At 65.1% G+C, this 18,030-nt stretch carries 22 protein-coding genes and 1 pseudogene; 10 read left to right on the forward strand and 13 right to left on the reverse strand.

The genetic code is table 11. The annotated features are described in order from the left end of the window. Nucleotides 1-157: 157 nt before the first annotated feature. Nucleotides 158-631 carry a hypothetical protein gene (locus IVA96_RS19520; RefSeq protein ID WP_247418724.1) on the reverse strand — a complete coding sequence of 158 codons (474 nt, stop codon included), beginning with the start codon at nucleotides 629-631 and terminating at the stop codon, nucleotides 158-160. A gap of 209 nt (nucleotides 632-840) precedes the next feature. On the opposite strand from IVA96_RS19520, the gene IVA96_RS19525 reads away from it, so the two are divergent. Continuing rightward, nucleotides 841-2,496 carry a fumarate hydratase gene (locus IVA96_RS19525; protein WP_247280642.1) on the forward strand — a complete coding sequence of 552 codons (1,656 nt, stop codon included), beginning with the start codon at nucleotides 841-843 and terminating at the stop codon, nucleotides 2,494-2,496. Between the two features lie 181 nt (nucleotides 2,497-2,677). Here the strand turns inward: IVA96_RS19525 and IVA96_RS19530 are convergent, their stop codons facing one another. The 5 genes from IVA96_RS19530 to IVA96_RS19550 form a co-directional block, all read right to left on the reverse strand. Next, the gene (locus IVA96_RS19530) at nucleotides 2,678-2,974 is read right to left on the reverse strand and encodes a hypothetical protein (RefSeq protein ID WP_247280643.1); all 297 of its coding nucleotides are present in this window, start codon (nucleotides 2,972-2,974) and stop codon (nucleotides 2,678-2,680) included. Between the two features lie 106 nt (nucleotides 2,975-3,080). Next, nucleotides 3,081-3,635, reverse strand: coding sequence for a septation protein IspZ (locus tag IVA96_RS19535; RefSeq protein WP_247280644.1), 555 nt, complete (start codon nucleotides 3,633-3,635; stop codon nucleotides 3,081-3,083). 12 nt (nucleotides 3,636-3,647) lie between these two features. After that, entirely contained in the window at nucleotides 3,648-4,223 is a 576-nt protein-coding gene (locus IVA96_RS19540; RefSeq protein WP_247280645.1) for a hypothetical protein, read from the reverse strand. A gap of 76 nt (nucleotides 4,224-4,299) precedes the next feature. Further along, a complete protein-coding gene (locus tag IVA96_RS19545; protein WP_247280646.1) occupies nucleotides 4,300-4,563 on the reverse strand; it encodes a hypothetical protein in 264 nt (87 codons plus the stop codon). A 76-nt stretch (nucleotides 4,564-4,639) separates the two neighbouring features. Further along, nucleotides 4,640-6,037 (reverse strand): carotenoid oxygenase family protein, encoded by a 1,398-nt coding sequence (locus IVA96_RS19550; RefSeq protein ID WP_247418728.1) that lies wholly within the window; start codon nucleotides 6,035-6,037, stop codon nucleotides 4,640-4,642. A gap of 106 nt (nucleotides 6,038-6,143) precedes the next feature. Here IVA96_RS19550 and IVA96_RS19555 point away from each other — a divergent pair, with 106 nt between their 5' ends. Further along, the gene (locus tag IVA96_RS19555; protein WP_247418800.1) at nucleotides 6,144-6,899 is read left to right on the forward strand and encodes a TetR/AcrR family transcriptional regulator; all 756 of its coding nucleotides are present in this window, start codon (nucleotides 6,144-6,146) and stop codon (nucleotides 6,897-6,899) included. Here the strand turns inward: IVA96_RS19555 and IVA96_RS19560 are convergent. Next, the gene (locus IVA96_RS19560) at nucleotides 6,896-7,501 is read right to left on the reverse strand and encodes a hypothetical protein (RefSeq protein WP_247280648.1); all 606 of its coding nucleotides are present in this window, start codon (nucleotides 7,499-7,501) and stop codon (nucleotides 6,896-6,898) included. The genes IVA96_RS19555 and IVA96_RS19560 overlap by 4 nt on opposite strands. A gap of 161 nt (nucleotides 7,502-7,662) precedes the next feature. Between IVA96_RS19560 and IVA96_RS19565 the strand changes: the two genes are divergently transcribed. After that, the gene (locus IVA96_RS19565) at nucleotides 7,663-8,238 is read left to right on the forward strand and encodes an SET domain-containing protein (protein ID WP_247280649.1); all 576 of its coding nucleotides are present in this window, start codon (nucleotides 7,663-7,665) and stop codon (nucleotides 8,236-8,238) included. Nucleotides 8,239-8,358: 120 nt separating this feature from the next. On the opposite strand, the gene IVA96_RS19570 is transcribed toward IVA96_RS19565, so the two are convergent. Continuing rightward, on the reverse strand, nucleotides 8,359-8,757 hold the full coding sequence (locus IVA96_RS19570; protein WP_247280650.1) for a hypothetical protein: 399 nt from the start codon (nucleotides 8,755-8,757) through the stop codon (nucleotides 8,359-8,361). Nucleotides 8,758-8,788: 31 nt separating this feature from the next. Next, nucleotides 8,789-9,019 (reverse strand): hypothetical protein, encoded by a 231-nt coding sequence (locus IVA96_RS19575; RefSeq protein ID WP_247418730.1) that lies wholly within the window; start codon nucleotides 9,017-9,019, stop codon nucleotides 8,789-8,791. Between the two features lie 101 nt (nucleotides 9,020-9,120). Here IVA96_RS19575 and IVA96_RS19580 point away from each other — a divergent pair, with 101 nt between their 5' ends. Then, nucleotides 9,121-9,942 (forward strand): helix-turn-helix transcriptional regulator, encoded by an 822-nt coding sequence (locus IVA96_RS19580; protein WP_247418731.1) that lies wholly within the window; start codon nucleotides 9,121-9,123, stop codon nucleotides 9,940-9,942. 40 nt (nucleotides 9,943-9,982) lie between these two features. Then, nucleotides 9,983-10,807 carry a helix-turn-helix transcriptional regulator gene (locus IVA96_RS19585; protein WP_247418733.1) on the forward strand — a complete coding sequence of 275 codons (825 nt, stop codon included), beginning with the start codon at nucleotides 9,983-9,985 and terminating at the stop codon, nucleotides 10,805-10,807. On the opposite strand, the gene IVA96_RS19590 is transcribed toward IVA96_RS19585, so the two are convergent. Then, on the reverse strand, nucleotides 10,795-11,595 hold the full coding sequence (locus tag IVA96_RS19590) for a thioesterase family protein (protein ID WP_247418744.1): 801 nt from the start codon (nucleotides 11,593-11,595) through the stop codon (nucleotides 10,795-10,797). The two genes, IVA96_RS19585 and IVA96_RS19590, sit on opposite strands and share 13 nt — an antisense overlap. Before the next feature lie 167 nt (nucleotides 11,596-11,762). Here IVA96_RS19590 and IVA96_RS19595 point away from each other — a divergent pair, with 167 nt between their 5' ends. Next, entirely contained in the window at nucleotides 11,763-12,428 is a 666-nt protein-coding gene (locus tag IVA96_RS19595; protein WP_247418746.1) for a DsbA family oxidoreductase, read from the forward strand. 7 nt (nucleotides 12,429-12,435) lie between these two features. Here the strand turns inward: IVA96_RS19595 and IVA96_RS19600 are convergent, their stop codons facing one another. Further along, a complete protein-coding gene (locus tag IVA96_RS19600) occupies nucleotides 12,436-13,605 on the reverse strand; it encodes a GNAT family N-acetyltransferase (protein WP_247280656.1) in 1,170 nt (389 codons plus the stop codon). A gap of 185 nt (nucleotides 13,606-13,790) precedes the next feature. Between IVA96_RS19600 and IVA96_RS19605 the strand changes: the two genes are divergently transcribed. Together IVA96_RS19605 and IVA96_RS19610 are read left to right on the forward strand one after the other, a co-directional pair. Next, entirely contained in the window at nucleotides 13,791-14,219 is a 429-nt protein-coding gene (locus tag IVA96_RS19605; protein ID WP_247418748.1) for a YeeE/YedE family protein, read from the forward strand. A gap of 5 nt (nucleotides 14,220-14,224) precedes the next feature. Continuing rightward, nucleotides 14,225-14,693: pseudogene (locus IVA96_RS19610) on the forward strand (YeeE/YedE family protein). Between the two features lie 56 nt (nucleotides 14,694-14,749). Here the strand turns inward: IVA96_RS19610 and IVA96_RS19615 are convergent. Continuing rightward, a complete protein-coding gene (locus IVA96_RS19615) occupies nucleotides 14,750-15,082 on the reverse strand; it encodes a hypothetical protein (protein WP_247280659.1) in 333 nt (110 codons plus the stop codon). A 109-nt stretch (nucleotides 15,083-15,191) separates the two neighbouring features. Then, nucleotides 15,192-15,596, reverse strand: a complete 405-nt coding sequence (locus IVA96_RS19620; RefSeq protein ID WP_247418750.1) for a hypothetical protein — start codon at nucleotides 15,594-15,596, stop codon at nucleotides 15,192-15,194. 153 nt (nucleotides 15,597-15,749) lie between these two features. Between IVA96_RS19620 and IVA96_RS19625 the strand changes: the two genes are divergently transcribed. Then, nucleotides 15,750-15,974, forward strand: a complete 225-nt coding sequence (locus tag IVA96_RS19625) for a hypothetical protein (RefSeq protein ID WP_247280661.1) — start codon at nucleotides 15,750-15,752, stop codon at nucleotides 15,972-15,974. A 56-nt stretch (nucleotides 15,975-16,030) separates the two neighbouring features. Continuing rightward, complete coding sequence (locus IVA96_RS19630) at nucleotides 16,031-18,025, forward strand: pyrroloquinoline quinone-dependent dehydrogenase (RefSeq protein ID WP_247418802.1); 1,995 nt, start codon at nucleotides 16,031-16,033, stop codon at nucleotides 18,023-18,025. Nucleotides 18,026-18,030: the final 5 nt, after the last annotated feature.

Genomic DNA, 18,030 nt, shown 5'->3' on the forward strand with positions numbered 1-18,030 from the left:
TGCGCTCAATCGTCCGGTCATAGCTGTTGTCGCGCATCGGATCGTCCTCCGCTGGAGCGATCCAATCAGCGAATTAGTGAACATGCACAGCAATGACGACGTGTGGCGAGCAACATCGTGATGCTCGCGCCGCGGGCAAGAGCGTGCAAGGCTCCGCCTATTCGTCCTTGCCGCGCGTGATCGCGATGGACGCGTCCGACTTGGTGCGGCTGCATTCCATGTTGAGCCGCCGGTAGCGCATGCTGATCTTGTCGCCGCGCAACAGGCCCATCCGCTTCAGGCAGCGTGTCGCGCCCGTGGTGGTGTCGTCCTTCGTCACGGTGAAGACGATCGCCGCCATCGACCCCACCAGCGCATAGAACTCTGGCTTGGGCTTGCGATCGCCCTTGGCATAGAGCTCGATCGAATATTTGTCGCCGCGGCAGCCAACGGACAGGTCCTTGGCCGCCGGGTGCGTCAAATAGACGATGTTGGCGGCCCGGAAATTCACCTTAAGTCGATCGATCTGGTTCGCCAGCTCCTTGGCGCTGTCGTCGCAGCGGTCGGCGCGCGCGGGGAAGGTGAGAGCCACAAGGCCGGTGATGGCGGCGGCGACCAGGATCGCGCCGCGGAGGTTCAAGTTCAATGTCATGATGAAAAGCCCCTTGCGGCGTGCATTCAAGCGTCGGCGGGCGCGAAGCGCAAGGGTGGGCGCCGGCCTTTCCACGTGCTGTGCCAATGCCTTCCCGAGCCCCTAGCCACCCTCTCCCATGCGCCCCGGTCCCTTTCTTTTCCGTCCAAAATGGGCTTAGAACGCCTCTATGCCGAGGGCCTATGAGGCCACAAACCCCGAGATCCGCTATGAACGCTCCCACTGCCTTTCCCGACGAGTCAAAACCCGTGCCGCCCTACAAGCACACCCCGCTGTTCCCGCTGGGCAAGGACGAGACGCCCTACAAGAAGATCTCGTCCGAGGGTATCAGGGTTGAGAAGGTTCTGGGCAAGGACATGCTGGTGGTTTCGCGCGAGGCGCTGCGGGCGCTGTCGGAGGCCGCTTTCGGCGACATCAACCATTACCTGCGGCCGGGCCATCTGAAGCAGCTTCGCGCGATCCTGGAGGACGGCGAGGCGAGCCCGAACGACAAGTTCGTTGCCCTCGACTTTTTGAAAAACGCCAACATTGCCGCGGGCGGCGTGCTGCCGATGTGCCAGGACACCGGCACCGCGATCATTATGGGCAAGAAGGGCTGCAACGTCATCACCGACGGTGACGACGAGGCGGCGCTGTCGGAGGGCGCGCGCGATGCTTACTTGCGCCGCAATCTGCGCTACTCGCAGGTCGCCCCGCTCTCGATGTTTGAAGAGAAGAACACCGCCAACAACATGCCGGCGCAGTGCGAGATCTACGCCGAGGGTGACGACGCCTACAAGTTCATGTTCATGGCAAAGGGCGGCGGCTCCGCCAACAAAAGTTTTCTGTTCCAGGCCACGCCGTCCGTCCTGACCAAGGACCGGCTCCTCGCGTTTCTGAAGGAAAAGATCCTGACGCTCGGCACCGCGGCGTGCCCGCCCTATCACCTCGCCATCGTGATCGGCGGCACCTCGGCCGAGCTCTGCATGAAGACGGTGAAGCTCGCCTCCGCCCGCTATCTCGACGCGCTGCCGACCCACGGCTCGCCCGACGGAAATGCCTTCCGGGACGTCGAGATGGAGAAGGAAATCCACAAGATGACGCAAAGCTTGGGGGTGGGCGCGCAGTTCGGCGGAAAATATTTCTGCCACGACGTGCGCGTGATCCGGATGCCGCGTCATGGCGCTTCGCTGCCGATCGGGCTTGGCGTGTCCTGCTCGGCCGACCGCCAGGTGCTCGGCAAGATCACGAAGGATGGCGTTTATCTCGAGGAGCTCGAGCACAACCCGGCGCAATACCTGCCGCAGGTGGAGCAGTCGCTCGGCGGCGAGGTCGTCAAGATCGATCTCAACCAGCCCATGAAGGACATTCTGGCGACGTTCTCCAAGTACCCGATCAAGACGCGGGTCTCGATGACCGGCACCATGATCGTCGCGCGCGATTCCGCGCATGCCAAGCTGCGCGAGCGGCTGGAGAGGGGCGAGCCGCTGCCGGACTATTTCAAGAACCATCCGGTCTATTACGCCGGACCAGCCAAGACGCCCGAAGGCTATGCCTCCGGCGCGTTCGGCCCGACCACCGCAGGCCGCATGGATTCCTTCGTCGACCAATTCCAAGCTGCGGGCGGTTCGATGGTGATGGTGGCGAAAGGCAACCGTGCTCCGGCCGTGCGCGAGGCCTGCAAGAAATATGGTGGCTTCTATCTCGGCTCGATCGGCGGGGCCGCGGCGAACCTTGCCGAGCACTGCATCAAGAAGGTCGAGGTGCTCGAATATCCCGAGCTCGGCATGGAAGCGATCTGGCGCATCGAAGTCGTCGACTTCCCGGCGTTCATCATCATCGACGACAAGGGGAATGATTTCTTCAAGGAATTGAATTTGGGCTAGCGGCTTCACCCTGCTTGCGCGCTCGTGAGCGTGCATGTGCCCTTACGGAAGTCCGTGATGCCCGGGATTGCACGGATCTTTCTTGCTGCCGCGAGCACGTGAATGGCCGAGGCAGTCCCGGCCATGACGATGCGGAAAGCTTAGGCGCGCCCTGTCGCTGTCAGCGGACGGCAGACCGGCCTTAAGCGCGCGTGCCCGTAAACGGGAAGCTACCCATCGGGCCGATGCCCATCTCGCCACTGATGCTGTCGCCCGAGACGGTGCCGGTGAATTCGAGCGTGAGCGGCATCGGATTGGTGATCGAGACCTTCCAGGAGACGTTGTCGCCGCTGACGTTGCCGTCGAAAATCTCGGCGGTACTACCTTCCGCACCCTGCGTGCCCGTGAGCGTGCCGCCCGCGGCCTTCAGGCTGAGCGTCGCCTGGCGCTCGCCCATCGGCGTCGTCATGGTCAGATTCCAGTTGCCGTCCACGGCCATTCCCGTCTCCCGAACAAATCCCGGCGGGCCGCGACGATCCGCGGCCAGTCCTGTGGCGAGCCTATAACCCAACTCGCAGCTCCTGCCTAACGCTCCGATGGGGCAATTAGGCGCGGGCAGCGGCGCGCCGGCGGCTGGTGACGATGAGGCGCAGAACGACGTATTGCACGGCAAATGCCAGGATCTTGGCGCCGCCCGCGACGACGGTGAGATAGAACGCCCACAGCTTCAGATCGCCGGTCGAGGCGACGGCGATCACGCCGACGCCGATCGCGAACATCAGCACCGCCCAGGCATAGCCCGCAGCCGTCACATATTCCGGAACGGTCTCGACGACGATCGGCGGCATGTAGCGCAGCATCCAGCCGCGCTTGAGCATGATGAGTCCGATCGCGAAATGCGCGATCGCAGGCTTTGCCAGCATGAAGCGGGGATCATTGGTCAAGAGTGTGATCGCGCCCAGTCCAACAACGAGCGCGAGGCTCGCATAAGTCATGTAGTTGAGCTGCTGCCCCTTGACGCGGGCATAGATCACCTGCGCGATCGCGCCGGCGATCGCCACCGATGTCGCCAGGATGACGTTATCGGTGATGAGGTAGACGGCGAGGAAGACGATGGCGGAAAAGAGGTCGGAGGCGAGGCGAGCGAATACGTCCTTCATCGTCGATCCTGTTCAGCGGGCGCTGGGCAATGCGCGGGCGGGCGTACCGTACTTGATCTGGCGATACTCGGGATACCACTTTGTGAAGTAGATTGCGCTGTTGCGGGCGGCGAAGGCGACCGCAACACTCGACCAGAGCGGCAGCCCGGGGACGTAGAGCAGCACGAGATTGGCGCCGGCCATCAACAGCGCGGCTGCGGTCCAGGCGCCGGTTATGACGTAATTGGCGTAAAGGAAGCCAGGGATTGCCGCGGTTTCGGCCGGGACCGATTCAAGCGCATATTGCAGTGTGAAGGGACGGCGGGCCAGCATCGAGCCGAGTGAAATGACGAAGATGCCGATATCGACCGACAGCTTGACCCCGAGCGTGCCGAGCCCGGGATCGACCAGCGCGAGATAGAGGCCGATTGCGGCGAACACGGTCGCCGAGCCTGCAGCCAGGATCTTCACCGAGCGGCCGCGCGCGACATCGATTGCAACGGTGGCGAGGCAGATCGCGGAGGCCGCGAACACGCTGATCGTCGCCGAGGTCACCAGCATCAGCAACGCGAAGACGGCGTAGGGCGCGAGGATCAGGAAAATCGCCACATGCCACCTCGTCAGGCCGAATCTTTACAACGTCAAGATACGTAGCCGAACGCGAAAATTGGGTCAAGCGAAATCTTTACAGTGTCAAAATGACGAAGGCGGCCTCTAGAAGATGAATTGCTGCAGTGGCTTGTTCGGACGCCTCCTCGGCCAATTCCGCCCAGGGGAGGCGCGACAGGATCGGCGCCGCTGCGGCGCTCAAAAGAGCCGCGGCGAGCAAGATGCCGCCGTTGAAGATGGTATGGCTGCTTCGCTTCAGCCGGATCATCTCGAATGCGAGCGCGGCGCAGGAGAGAGCGAGAACGGCGAGGCAGGCTGCTGTGATCGAGGGCACGTGCATGTGGAACCTCTTGGTGATGCATCCGCGCCGTCATGCCGGCCTCGCCGAGTGCGCGCCCGGAATGACGAGGAGGGCGTTACGCCGCCCCAACCCAATTGCCGTGAAAGCCGTCGGGCACGCGGTGGCCGAGCTGGACAAGCGCGACGGGACCGGCCTCGACATCGGTGGCGTTGAACACGGCGAGGTCGCTGCGGTTCTCTCGCGCGCGCCAGACCAATGCGAGCAGCCAGCCGTCGCCCTCGGCCGCATCCTTCGATCGTTCGACGAACACCGGCTCGGAGATGGTGTCGCCGGCCGGCAGCAGATAATGGCCGAGCCGTCTACCGCTGCCGTCGACATGGACGATGCCTGAGAGCGCGTCGAACATCGGCAGCCGCGGATTGGCGCAGGCATACCAGCCGTGGCGGCTCTTCAGTCCGGCGCGGCGATCGTCGATGCGGGGGAATTCGCCGGTGAGATCGTCGAGATAAGTCTGCTGGAAGCGGTCGGTTTTTCCCGAAAGATCGAACGTCCAACGGCAGTGGCGGGCGCGCGACTTCTCCGGATCTGTCGGCCGACCGTCGGGACGCGGAAACAACGGCGGCTCCTCGAACTGCATGACGTCGGCGATGATGCGCTGATCGTCCTCCCACGCATTCATGACGTGGAAGACGTAGCAGGCCTCAGCTCGAAACCAGACGATATCCTTTGCCGTACCGTTGCGCTTCATCACGCCGACATAGGCGCCCTTGTCCGGCTCCCAGGCATAGGGCGGTCGTCCGCTCATCGCGCGTTCCATGCTGCCGGTGATGGGGAGGATCGGAAACAGCACATGGTTCGCGGTAACGATGAAGTCGTGCACCATGCTGGCATAGGGCGCCTCGAAACGCTCGAAGCGCGTCGCCCGTCCTGACGCATCGATCGCTCCGTAGGAGAGGGCAGGGGTCAGCGGTCCCGCCGCATTGTACCCGAAGAATACGAGTTCGCCGGTCACAGGATCGATCTTCGGATGCGCCGTGAAGCTGCCGGCGATGCGGCCTTGGTAGTTGTGATAGCCGCGCGTTGCCAGCGTACCCGGCTCGATCTCGGTCGGCAGGTGTGCTTCTTCCAGCGCCAGCAGCTTGCCGGCATGGAAGATGATGTTGGTGTTGGCGACGCCGCCGTCAGAGAGATCCGCCGGGGCATCCGGCAGCTTGCGGCCGAAGCCGCCGAACAAAGCGCGGCCGGCGTCGTGCTCGGCCAGCCATTTCGGCGTGCGGACCCAGCGGTTGCGGTAGCTCGCGCGTGCGTTCTCGAGGTGGAAGGCGTGCAGCATGCCGTCGCCCACAAACCAGTGCGCACCGGGCGACGAGAACTGCGGATTGGGGCCGTTGCGATAGAGCGTGCCGTTCAACTCGCGCGGCAATTCGCCGATGAGCTTGAGGTACGCCGCGTCGGCTTCGAAGGGAATTGGCGCGATATTGTTGCGCTGCTCGGTGACGACGTCCTGCTGCACGGCGTATCCTTCCCTATCTTTACATCGTAAAGATCAGATAGTGCCGATTGCCGTTGCGGTCAAGGGAAATCTTTACACTGTCAATATGGCGCCTTATAGCTTGAGCATGGGCAAAAGCGAAACCAGGGCGGCGCGCGGCCTACGCCCCCCGAAGAAGACATCGTCGACCTCGCACGTCTTGCCGCGTCTCGCGCGGCGCCCGGCAGTTGCGAAGGCTGAGACACCCTATCATCACGGCGCTCTGCCGGAGGCGTTGCTCGAGGCCGCCGAACGGGTGCTGGAGCGCGACGGGCTTGCCGGCCTGACATTGCGCGCGGTGGCACGCGAGGCGGGCGTCTCGCACGCCGCTCCCACCCATCATTTCGGAGACCTCACGGGCCTGCTCAGCGAGCTCGCGGCGGTCGGCTTCCGCCAATTCCACGCGGCGATGGCAGCTTCATCCGATGCCGCGTCCACGCCGCTTGAACACGCACTGGCGCGGCCGAAAGCCTATGTTGCCTATGCGCAGGCGCATCCCGGCATGTACGGCATCATGTTTCGCACCGAGCGGCTCGATTATTCCAGGCCCTCGCTGCGCGAGGCGGCCGAAGCCTCCTTTGCCGGGCTCGCCAATGCCGTCGGCATGATGCGCCAGGAGCAGATCAGCGGCGATGCGCTGACCTTGAACCAGGGCGCGGCGATCGCGCGGGCCTGGTCGCTGGTGCACGGCTTCACCATGCTGCTGCTCGATGGCCGGCTCGAAGATATCCTGGAGAGGTTGCCCGAGGGAACGACGGCCGAACGGCTGCTCGAGGCGATGCTGACGTCGCCCGTGACCACGAAATTGCCGCCTGGCGGCTGTTTGCCCCCGGCGAAGACCTAGCGCATGGTCGCGAGCTCGACGGCGCGGCCTCTTGTGCCGATGATCTTGACCTCGTCCTTGCCGCACCTGAAGCCGCGGGCGAAATCGTCGGCGGCCTTGCGCGCGAGCTCATTGGCGGTGGGATTCGCGATCGCATCGACATAGGCGACGTGACAGACCGGACCCGGCGGCAGCCGGGTCACGACCAGCATGGCTTTGGTGTTCGGCCGCCCCTGCTTGTCGGGATCGCTGCTGTCGGCGATGTGCCAGCGCTGAATGATCGCAAATGGCTTGGCGCCCGCAGCTCGCCATTCGACAGTCGTGTCCGATGAATTGAAGGGAGCGAACCAAACTTTGGCCGCCGGCTCCTCGGCCGCTTCCTTGCGATTGCGGCCGACCGAGACGACCTCGCGAAGATCATCCTCGGCGATCAGCACTACGAGGCCGGACTTGCCCGGACAGACCCGCATGGTGCTGCCGTCGAGCGCGCTGGGCTTACCGATCTGGCGGCAATCTTTCGGCGCGGTCGAGGTGTAGATGCCGCCCACGGACTCGGCGCAGGCCCAATTGACGGCGGCGCATATCAGCAACACGGATAGGCATGTGGTGACGATGCGGATCATGATGACGCTTCGATGCAGCTGGAACTTCGTAGCATCAGACGTCTTGACTGTGGGCAAGGTTCAAAAGCGCCTCCAGGCACCTGACAGCGGCGCGGAATCGTTCTAGAAGAGCGGCTCGCCTGGGCCGCTCCGGCCCCGTTCGCGTCCTCGTTCTCTTGATCATGCCAGCCATATCCTCGAACAAACCTTATCGCGTCGGCCGTTCCAAGACAGGGCTCGGCCTCTTTGCCACCAAGCCGATCAAGAAGGGCACCCGGATCATCCGCTATTTCGGGCCGATCCTGGACTCGCGGATTCCGGCGCACGACGAGATCGAGAACAAATATCTGTTCGAGCTCAACGGGCGCTGGACCATCGACGGATCGGTGCGCAAGAATCTCGCCCGTTACATCAATCATTCCTGCCGGCCCAACGCCGAGTCCGACGTCCGCCCGCGCGAGCGCAAGGTCTTCATCCGCGCCATCAAGAACATCGAGCCGGGCGACGAGATCAACTACGACTACGGCACCGACTATTTCAAAGCCTATCTGAAGCCGATCGGCTGCAAGTGCGATTCCTGCGAGAAGAAGCGCAAGAAGCTGCGCGCCGAGGCGCGGGCCCAACGCACCAAGGCGAAGGCGCGGGCCGAGCGCAAGGCCGCGAAGGCGGGCGCCAAGAGTGCGAAAAAGAAGGCTCCCAAAAAGAACCAGCTCAACGGTCACGCCGTCGCCAAGACGAACGGCCGCGCGCGGGCGTAGGAATCCAAGATTCCGGGGCGGTGCGCAGCGAACTAGGGTGCGCCCTTGCGCACCTGAGAATCTCGAGATTCCGGGTCTCTGGTGCTGCCGCACCAGCCCCGAATGGCAGTGATCGGTAGGTCACGCCGCCACCGCACTCGCGCTCCTCCGCAACCCCACATATTGCAACTCCGCGAACACGCCGGTCGCGATGGCTTGCGCCACAACCATCAGCTCGCCCATGAGGTTCGGCGACACCGCGCCTGAAAGCAGCAGCGCGATGCTGCCGACCGTCCAGGCCGCGTTGCCGATCACGACCAGCAGCACGAGCGCCTTGGAAACAGATGCACGCGCGGCGAGCCAGCCGACCAGTACGGTGTAGGCAATCAGGAAGAGGCCGGTCTCACCCAGCAGCGCTTCGGGAAGGTTGAACAGCGAGGCGAACGTGCTCGCGCCGAAAGTGAAACCCAGCGCGGCGACGCCGCTGAAGACGGCATCGGCGAGCAGTGCACGGCGCAGGAAAGTGGACGCTTCGATCATCGTGGTTCTCCTTGGTTGAGGTCGAGGGACATCACCGCAATCCGCGCCACCAGGCGCGGACGAGGCGGGCGAGGCGGAACGGGCACAGGCTCCTGCCGACGCCGTGCTCGAAGGCGATGACCTGCGCGACGACATAGTCGCCGGTCGAATGCACGAGCGGCTCCGGGACGTTGAGGCTGCCCGCCAGCATCCGGGTTGCGAAGGCCATGGCCCAGGGCAAGACGTGGTCAGCGATGGTCCGGTAGAGCAGCAGCGCGATCATGGTCATCTCCTGTTGCGACCGACGATGCGCGCGTCCGCGCCTCAATTCGATTACCTCGCGGGTAATGGAAGGGCCGAAATTCGCATGCTAGGTTTTCGATCATGAACGCACATGCATCCACGGCACGTACTGAGCGCAGCCAACCGGTCCATATCGGCGACCATTTGCGAGAATGGCGGCAGCGCCGCCGCATGAGCCAGCTCGATCTCGCCGGCGAGGCCGAGATCTCCGCGCGCCATTTGAGCTTCGTCGAGACCGGCCGCGCCGCGCCCTCGCGCGACATGGTGCTCAGGCTCGCCGAGCGCCTCGACGTGCCCTTGCGCGAACGCAACGTGCTGCTGGTCGCGGCCGGCTATGCGCCGGCGTTCCCGCAGCGCCCGCTGGAGGATCCCGCCTTGACATCAGCCCGCCAGGCGATCGACATCGTCCTCAAGGCACATGAGCCCAATCCGGCACTGGCGGTGGACCGGCATTGGAACCTGGTCTCGTCCAACCGCATGGTGGCGCCGCTGCTCGACGGCATCCCGCAGCATCTGCTCGGCCAGCCCTTGAACGTGTTGCGACTTGCCTTTCATCCCGAGGCGCTGGGGCCGCGTACCGTCAATCTTGCGGAATGGTGCGGGCATCTGCTCGAGCGGCTGCACCGGCAATGCGAGGCGACCGCCGATCCTGAACTGATCAAGTTGTATAACGATCTAAAAAGCTACCCCATCCCGGCGCGTGCGGCGCCGCTGCCGAGCGACAATGTCGCGATCCCGTTCAAGCTGCGCCACCAGGGTGAGATCCTGAGCTTCTTTTCCACCACCATGGTGTTCGGCACGCCCGTCGACATCACTCTGTCGGAGCTGGCGCTGGAGACCTTCTTCCCGGCGGACGAGCGCACTGCCGAGCGGCTGAAGCAGATGGCGGCCACACTTTCTTAGCCGCGTTTACAGGGTGCACGAGGGCCCGCATAATCGGCGGATGGATACACGCTCGTCCCGGTCCTTGCGGCCGGCCAATCCGGTCGGCAATCTCCTGCGCGCCTGGCGCATGCGCCGTGCGTTTAGCCAGGCGGAGCTGGCGTTCGAGGCCGGCATCTCTGTCAAGCATCTCAGTCATGTCGAGACCGGCAAGGCGGCGGCCAGTCGGGACATCCTCCTCCAGCTCGCCTCCGCGCTCGATTTGTCGCTGCGCGACCGCAATGCGCTGCTCGAGGCCGGCGGCTTCGCGCGGCAATATGGCGAGCGCGACCTCGCCGCGCCCGAGCTTGCCGATGCGCGGCGTGCCATCGATCTTCTGCTCAGCCGTCACGAGCCATTTCCCGCGATCGTCACCGACCGGCGCTGGAACGTGAAACAGGCCAACCGCGCGGCCTCGCGTCTGATGACGATGCTGCTTGGCTCTGAACGTATGCAGCGTCCGCTCAACCATATGCGCATGTTCCTCGCGCCGGACGAGCTCAAGCCGTTCGTCGAGAACTGGCCAATTGTCGCGGCAGCGCTGTTGTCGCGGGCGCGTCATGAAGCGATGGCCGCCCCGCTCGACGATGCCCTGCAATCGACCTGGCGCGAATTGATGCGCTTGCCGGAGCTGCCGGCGCCTCAACTCGAGGACGAGGCCGTGCCGGGGCCGTTGTGCGAGGTGCGCCTGCGCAAAGGTGAGGTCGGCATCGGCCTGATCGGTGCGGTCCTGACGCTCGGCACACCGCAGGACGTCACGCTCCAGGAGCTTCGTGTCGAGATGTTCATGCCGACGGATGCAGGGTCCGAGACGACGCTGATCGCGCTTGCGTCTCAGGACGCCTGAGCCTGCACGGCCTCACGCCGCTCGAAGCTCAGGGCCTGCATCACCTCGGCAAACGGACCGTTGCGATCGCTCAGCGTCGCCGTGGTCAGGCCCGCGCCGTTGGCGCCGACGCCCGTCGCCGCGCGGATCAGGATCCATTCGCCCTCCGGCGGCCGGACGAAATAGAGGCTGATCTCGGGATTGATGAAGGTCCATTGGCGCATATCGACCATCTGCGCGACGCCGCTGGAGAAGTCAGCGGCCTGCACCGCCTGGAGCAGCGGCGTGTTCGGCTCGCCTTCGACCAGTGCGGCGTCGAGCCGCATCCAGGCGGCGGCCGGACCCGGCTTCTCCAGTGCGCCCTCGATCAGCCGCACCGACACATTCTGGAAATAGCGGCTCCATTTCTGCGCGAAGGCCGGCGGCGGCGTGCCTGCCTCGGGCGCCTGGTCGAGCGCTGCGGGCGCCGCGAAGGGATCGACCGGCGATTCTCCGCTCTGCGCCGTCAGCAGCGCCGTGCAGCGGCCGATCTCGGTCTCGCCGTCCATCAGCCGCACTTGCGCGGTCTTGGCCTTGCGCCCGTCGCGCAGCAGTTCAGTGGTGGTCCTGAAGGCGCGCAGGCCTGCCGGTCGCCAGAGATCGAAGGTCAGGCGCCGCACCGCAAAGCCCGATTCGGTTGCGAGCCGCTCGACCTCACGGGCCATCAGCGCGGTGGTAGCGCTTCCCTGCAACATGTCCGGCGACCACGGACCGCCGGCATGCTCCGTAGCCCGAAATTGATGACCTTCCGGCCTGAAAATGGCTGTCATTGCAGTCTCCCGCTGGTTCGATCGTGCAGCGAGTATCGGGGCGGGTTGCGTTTCCTACAATAACCGCAGAGGTGAAGTCGTGAGCCATGCGGGATGGGCGCCTTGCGCGGCCTCTGGTTCGGCTTATCTTCCGACGGACCCGTAGACTGCCCGAAGGAGGCGCCGCCATGAGCACGCTGAAACCGCTCCAGATCGACGTCGTCTCCGACGTGGTGTGCCCCTGGTGCTATATCGGCAAACACCGCATCGAGAGCGCGTTGGCGCTCGTGCCTGATGTTCCGGTCAAGCTCAATTTCCGGCCCTTCTTCCTCAATCCCTGGGTGCCGCGCGAGGGCATCAGCCGCGAGGACTATCTCACCCAGAAGTTCGGCTCGGTCGAGGCCTATAAGGGCATTGCCGGGCGCGTCGTCGCGGCCGCAAGCGAGGAGGGGCTCGTCTACCGGCCTGAGCTCGTGGCGCGTCAGCCCAACACGACCGATTGCCATCGCCTGATCCTCTGGGCCGAGGCGATCGGCAAGGCGCCCGAGATGAAGCAGCGCCTGATGGAGCTCTATTTCCGCGACGGCGGCGACCTCACCGAGGTCAACGTGCTGGTGCAGGCAGCCGCCGATGTTGGCCTCGATACCGACGACGTGCGCAAGCGCCTTGCCACCGACGAGGATGTCGCGCGCGTTTCGGCGGACGCACAGGAGGCCGCCGAGAAAGGCATCTCCGGCGTGCCGACCTATGTGTTCGCACAGAAGTACGCCGTCTCCGGCGCGCAGGATCCGAACCTGCTCGCGCGCGCCATCCGCCAGGTCTCGGCGGAGGTCAACGCGCAGGCGGCGGAGTAGCTTTCTCTTATTTGCGGAGCCGATGGACCACGCCTCGCGCGGCCTGGTGCGCGACGTTGAGGCCGGCCAGCGCGGCATGAATGAGCGCGACGACCGGATCATTCCGCCGCAGCGGGACCAGCACGTCGCCGATTGCGAAGCGCCCGCGCCAGATCGGGTTGATCATGGGGTGGTTGGCGCTGGCCATCGAATCCGCGCTGGCAATGGCCGGATCAGCGCAGAGATGGCGAGTGAGGTCGAGCGTGAGCTGCACGCCCGGCGAATATCTTGCAAAGCGCTCGTCGATGCCGAGCTTGAAGAAGAAGGCGCGGTCCTGATGGCGCAGCACGACGCCGGCGGCGACCGGTGTCGTGCCGGCGCGCAGCGTGATGATCTCGCATTGCGCGGTTTCCGCCAGCGCCGCGACGGCGCGGCGGATGAAGGTCGCATCGCCCGCATGCTGGATCAGCGCGGTGCCGCGCTTGCCCTTCCAGCCGCTGGCCTCGAGCTGCAGGAACGTTTCCAGCGCGGGCCCGATCTCGTCGCGCCCTCGCGCGACCTCGAACACGACCGCGCCGTTTTCTTCGAGCCGATGGCGCTGGCGCCGCAGCTCCTTGAGCTTCCTGGCGCCGAGCGCTTCGCGCAGCAGCGCATCGCCGTCTTGCGTCGCATCGAGGCTGGCACGGATGTAGGAGCTGAGCAGGCGCGGTCTCAGGCCGTCGCGATTGAGAACCTGATTGAGGGCGATCATCGCAGCGCCATCGAGCGCAATGTCATTCAGCACCAGCGCATGGGCTCCCGCCTCGCGCGCCTGCTGCAACAGACGCATAGCGGCCTCGATCGGGGCGTCGCGGTCGATCAGCGGGCTACACAGCGTGCCATAGGGATGCGCGCTCACCAGCGCGGGCAAGGGAATCTTCCAGGCGCGCCACAGCGAGATCACCGGCATCAGTCCGATCAGCCGCGCCGAAGATCCGTCGAATGCGGGCAGTGCCGAGGCCGAGCTGCGGCCGCGCGCGGTTGCGCTGACGGCAAGCTCCCAGCCGGGCAAGTAGTAGCCGTTCGGCTCGACCGCCCGCTGCGCGAGCGCGCGCCATTGACCGGGGTCAATGGAGGTGAGCGGAACGAGCGCGCGCGCGGCCACAGCATCCCTTGCCGATGGCGGCTTGACCGCTGCCTGCTGCGCGATGTCGACCACGTCCCGTCGTTCCCCGTTCACGCAGGCCAAGGCCGCGTTACGGCCATGCTTAGCGCAACGATTGGAAAGATACCGTTGGGATGCTGCGTCAATTCGAGCGGTCGTGTTAACGTCTCGTTGACATTCCGGCGGCACTGCGCCGGTTGTAGCGGATGGGCGAGGGGTGCTCGACCGGAGGGATCAGGATGATCGCCACACCTTTCACGCCGCTGGCCTCGCTTCTGGGCGGGGCGCTGATCGGAATGTCCGCGGTGCTTCTAATGTGGGCGACGGGACGAATCGCCGGGGTCAGCGGCATCGCGGCGCGGCTGTTCCCGCCTTATGAGGATAGCGAATTCCCCGGCCGGCTCGCCTTCGTCGCGGGTCTCATCCTCGCGCCCGTGCTGGTTCGACTCACCACCGGAGGCCTGCCGGAGCAGACTATACTGGCGGGAACGCCGGTGCTGATCGTTGCGGGATTACTGACGGGATTTGGCGCAGTGTGGGGCAGCGGTTGCACGTCCGGCCATGGCGTCTGCGGCCTGTCGCGGCTGTCGGCGCGCTCGCTGGTCGCGACCATCGTCTTCATGGCGGCAGGCATGGCGACCGTCTTCGTGATGCGGCACGGGAGCTGACGGCGATGGCAATTTTCGTTCAGTTCGCGATCGGCCTGATCTTCGGCGTCGGCCTCATCGTCTCCGGAATGTCGAATCCAGCAAAGGTCTTGAATTTCCTCGATGCCGCCGGCATCCCGGCAGGGACGTGGGATCCGAGCCTTGCGTTCGTGATGGCCGGCGCTGTGGCCGTGACTTTCGTCGGGTTCAATCGCGTCCTGAAGGCTGGGACGTCCATTTTTCGCCGAGCGATTTTCTCTTCCCACGCGAGCAGACGTCGATCGGAGAATAGTGGTTGGTCCGGCGATCTTCGGCATTGGCTGGGGATTGGCGGGGTTCTGCCCGGGACCGGCGCTGACGGCGCTCGGATTTGGCTCGAGCTCCGCCCTCATTTTCGTCGCGGCGATGTTTGCCGGCATGTTGCTTGCGCGGTTCACCGCGCATTTGCCATCGAGGGCGCGCGTCACGACGCCGGCCGATCCGCACGAAACCTGATATGAAGGGACCGGGCGAGTCGTCTCGTCCGGTCCCGGCCATCAAGCGTTCATGGATTACCAGCGGTCGTCGACACCGACGCCGACGCTGACGCCAGGTGCGCGAATGCCGACGCCGGCGCGCGGTCCGTCATCCCAATCGCGATGATAGGTCCGACGCTCGTAATAGCGCTCGCGCGGCATGTAGTTATAGGAATCCCGCACGATCACGCGCGAACCGCCGCGCGTCCGATAGCAGCGGCCAGCGTCGTCACAGACAAGTCGTACCTGCTGGACGAGATCCGGATTGGTGTACTCGCTGCTCGTATAGATATCGGAAGCCTTCGCACCCGATGCGGCTGCCAAAGCACCGACACCCGCCAACAGCGCAATAGTCAACATCCTCATCATGTCCTCCTCGAAACTGCCCTCGGCGGTAACAAGAAGGGGAGGCGGTGATCGTTCCCGTCCGCGATGCTGGTTTTTCCCGGAACCGCAGCTTCGTTACAGCAATTTGTTCCTAGATCGGCTCGTAAGTCTCGGTCCCGCAGATGTCGTCGGCGTCCGCCCGCCGGCGGTCGACGACCTTTCCGCCGTTGATGGTCACGATGTAGGTCTGGGCGCCAAGCGGCGTGCCGGTCGCGGAGGTGAGCTGCGCGCGGACGCAGGCCGTCCAGCCCGGCCCTCGCACCTCGCGATGAGGCGGGGCGACGTGCACCTCGCGCGGATAGGAGGTGGCGAGGAAGACGACGTCGATCTGCTCGCGCACCAGGCGCTTGACGTCCGGGGGCGGCTCGGGCGGCGGCTGCTCGGCCTCGTTCATGCGCATGAACTCCGGCACCGGCGCGCGGCTGTCGGCAAAGCCACAGGCACCGAGCGCGAGCGCGCCGGCGAGCAGCGCGGCATGAGCAATGATCCGCAACATCCCTTGAAGGTCCCCTGCGGGCCAACAGATAGGCACGAATGCGATCCGGCGAAGTCCGCTCCGTTCAAAATTTGCTGAAGACGCGGAAACCGGGGCATTTGCGAATACGGGATTGCGGGCTAGTTTGTATCCCACATCAGGGGGATTGCACGGATGAGGATTTTGGTCATCGCGGCCGCGGTGCTGGCGCTGGCAGCTGGATCGGCGGAGGCGCAGGGCCGGCGCCAGCCCAGTGAGGGTGCAAAGCCGGCTGACACCAAACCCAAGGTCGACGAAAAGGCCTACAAGGCTGCGCTCGAGCGCATTCCCGAGCCAAAGGAAAAGTACGATCCGTGGGGCGGGGCCCGCCCTGGCGAGCCCACCAAGAAGCCGAAATAGAACGGGGCGGGGCGTTGCGGATCCACCTGCGCGCTGCGGTCGCATTCGTTACGCTCCTGTTGCTTGCCGTGCCGCCATGCTTCGCCTGGGAGAGCTGGGGCGGCGATCCCGGCGGCTCGCGCTTCTCGCCATTGCGGGAGATTTCGCCCGGCAATGTCGGCCAACTCGTCCGCGCCTTCGAATATCACACGGGCGATCTCACAGCGCGCGCACCCGAGCTGATGCGGCGAACCAAATTCCAGGCGACGCCGCTGTTCGTCGAAGACAGCCTGATCTTCTGCACGCCCTTCAACGAGGTCATCGCGCTCGATCCCGGCACCGGCGTGCAGAAATGGCGTTACGATCCGAAGATCGCGATCAACCAGCGGCCGGCCAATCGCTATGTCTGCCGCGGCGTCACCTATTGGGTCGACGACACGGCGCCGCCGGATGCTGCCTGCCGCGCGCGCATCTTCATGGGCACGAACGACGTCCGCCTAATCGCGCTCGATGCGAAGACAGGCGTTCCCTGTGCCGGTTTTGGCAATGGCGGGCAGATCAAGCTCGATACCGGAATGACCCTGGAATGGCCGGGCGAATTCCAGATCACCTCGCCGCCGGCGGTCGGCCGCGGTGTCGTCGTGGTCGGGTCTGCAATCGGTGACAACCGCCGCGTCGACGCGCCGAGCGGCCAGGTGCGTGCGTTCGATGCGCGAACCGGCCAGCCACGCTGGACCTTCGAGCCGCTCAAGCGCGATGGCATCGAAGCCGGTCACGCCAATGTCTGGGCGCCGATGTCGGTCGACGACAGGCGCGGATTCGTGTTCCTGCCGACGTCGTCGCCCTCGCCGGATTTCTGGGGCGGTAGGCGGCCGGGCAATAACGAGCACGCCAATTCGGTAGTCGCGCTGCAGATTGAGGCCGGCGACCTCGTATGGGCCTTTCAGACCGTGCATCACGACGTTTGGGACTACGATCTGCCGGCGCAACCGACGCTGGCGCGCCTCGACATTGGTGATGGCGAGCGCGACGTCGTGATCCAGCCGACCAAGCTGGGTTTCGTCTTCGTGCTCGATCGCGACACCGGCAAGCCGGTGTGGCCCGTCGAGGAGCGCGCCGTGCCGCAGGGCGGCGCGGAAGGTGAAGCGCTATCACCAACGCAGCCATTCCCGACGCATGTACCGCCACTAACGTCGCAGACGATCTCGACCGACGATGCGCTCTCGCTAATACCTGCACTGCGTCGCTCGTCCTGCGAGCGCCAATTCGCGGCGGCTCACAATGAGGGCCTGTTCACGCCGCCTTCCGTGCAGGGCACGCTGTTTTTTCCGTTCACCGGTGGCGGGGTGAACTGGGGCAGTGCGGCCTTCGATCCGGTCAGCCAGGTCCTCTACGCCAACACCAGCCGCGCCGTTCATCTCATCAAGCTGATTCCGCGCGCGGACGCCTTCGGGTTCAATCCGCCGCCCGGTCACGATTTCGGCCAGCAGCGTGGCACGCCGTTCGCGATGACGCGCGCCATGGTGACGTCGCCGCTCGGCCTGCTCTGCAACAAGCCGCCATGGGGCGAGATGGTCGCGGTTGATCTGAAGGCCGGAAAAATCCTCTGGCGCTCGACGGTCGGCACCACCGAGGATCTTGCGCCGCTCGGCGTGCCGCTGCCCTGGGGCGCGCCGCTCGTCAACGGGCTCGCGGTCACCGCAGGCGGGCTCGTCTTCACCGGAGCGATGGACGCCTATTTGCGCGCCTTCGATGCGCGGAGCGGCAGGGAGCTGTGGCAGGGCCGGTTGCCCGTCCCGGGCGTCGCCAACCCCATGACCTATCTCTGGCAGGGGGAGCAATATGTCGCGATCGGCGCCGGCGGCCACTCCGAGGCAGGCACGTCGATCGGCGACAGCGTCGTTGCGTTTCGTCTGGCGCGGCCGGGCGAGGGACCGTCATTGTGGTCACGCACCGTCGATCGTCCCGGTGGACGTTTCTTTGCGGCGTCCTCGGCGATCGCGCTCGCGGTCGTCGCGCTTGTGATCACGGGCCTGCGCTGGCGCCGCCGCCATCGTGTCACGCGATCATGATCGTG

This window comes from Bradyrhizobium sp. 159 (assembly GCF_023073795.1).
Lineage (GTDB): Bacteria > Pseudomonadota > Alphaproteobacteria > Rhizobiales > Xanthobacteraceae > Bradyrhizobium.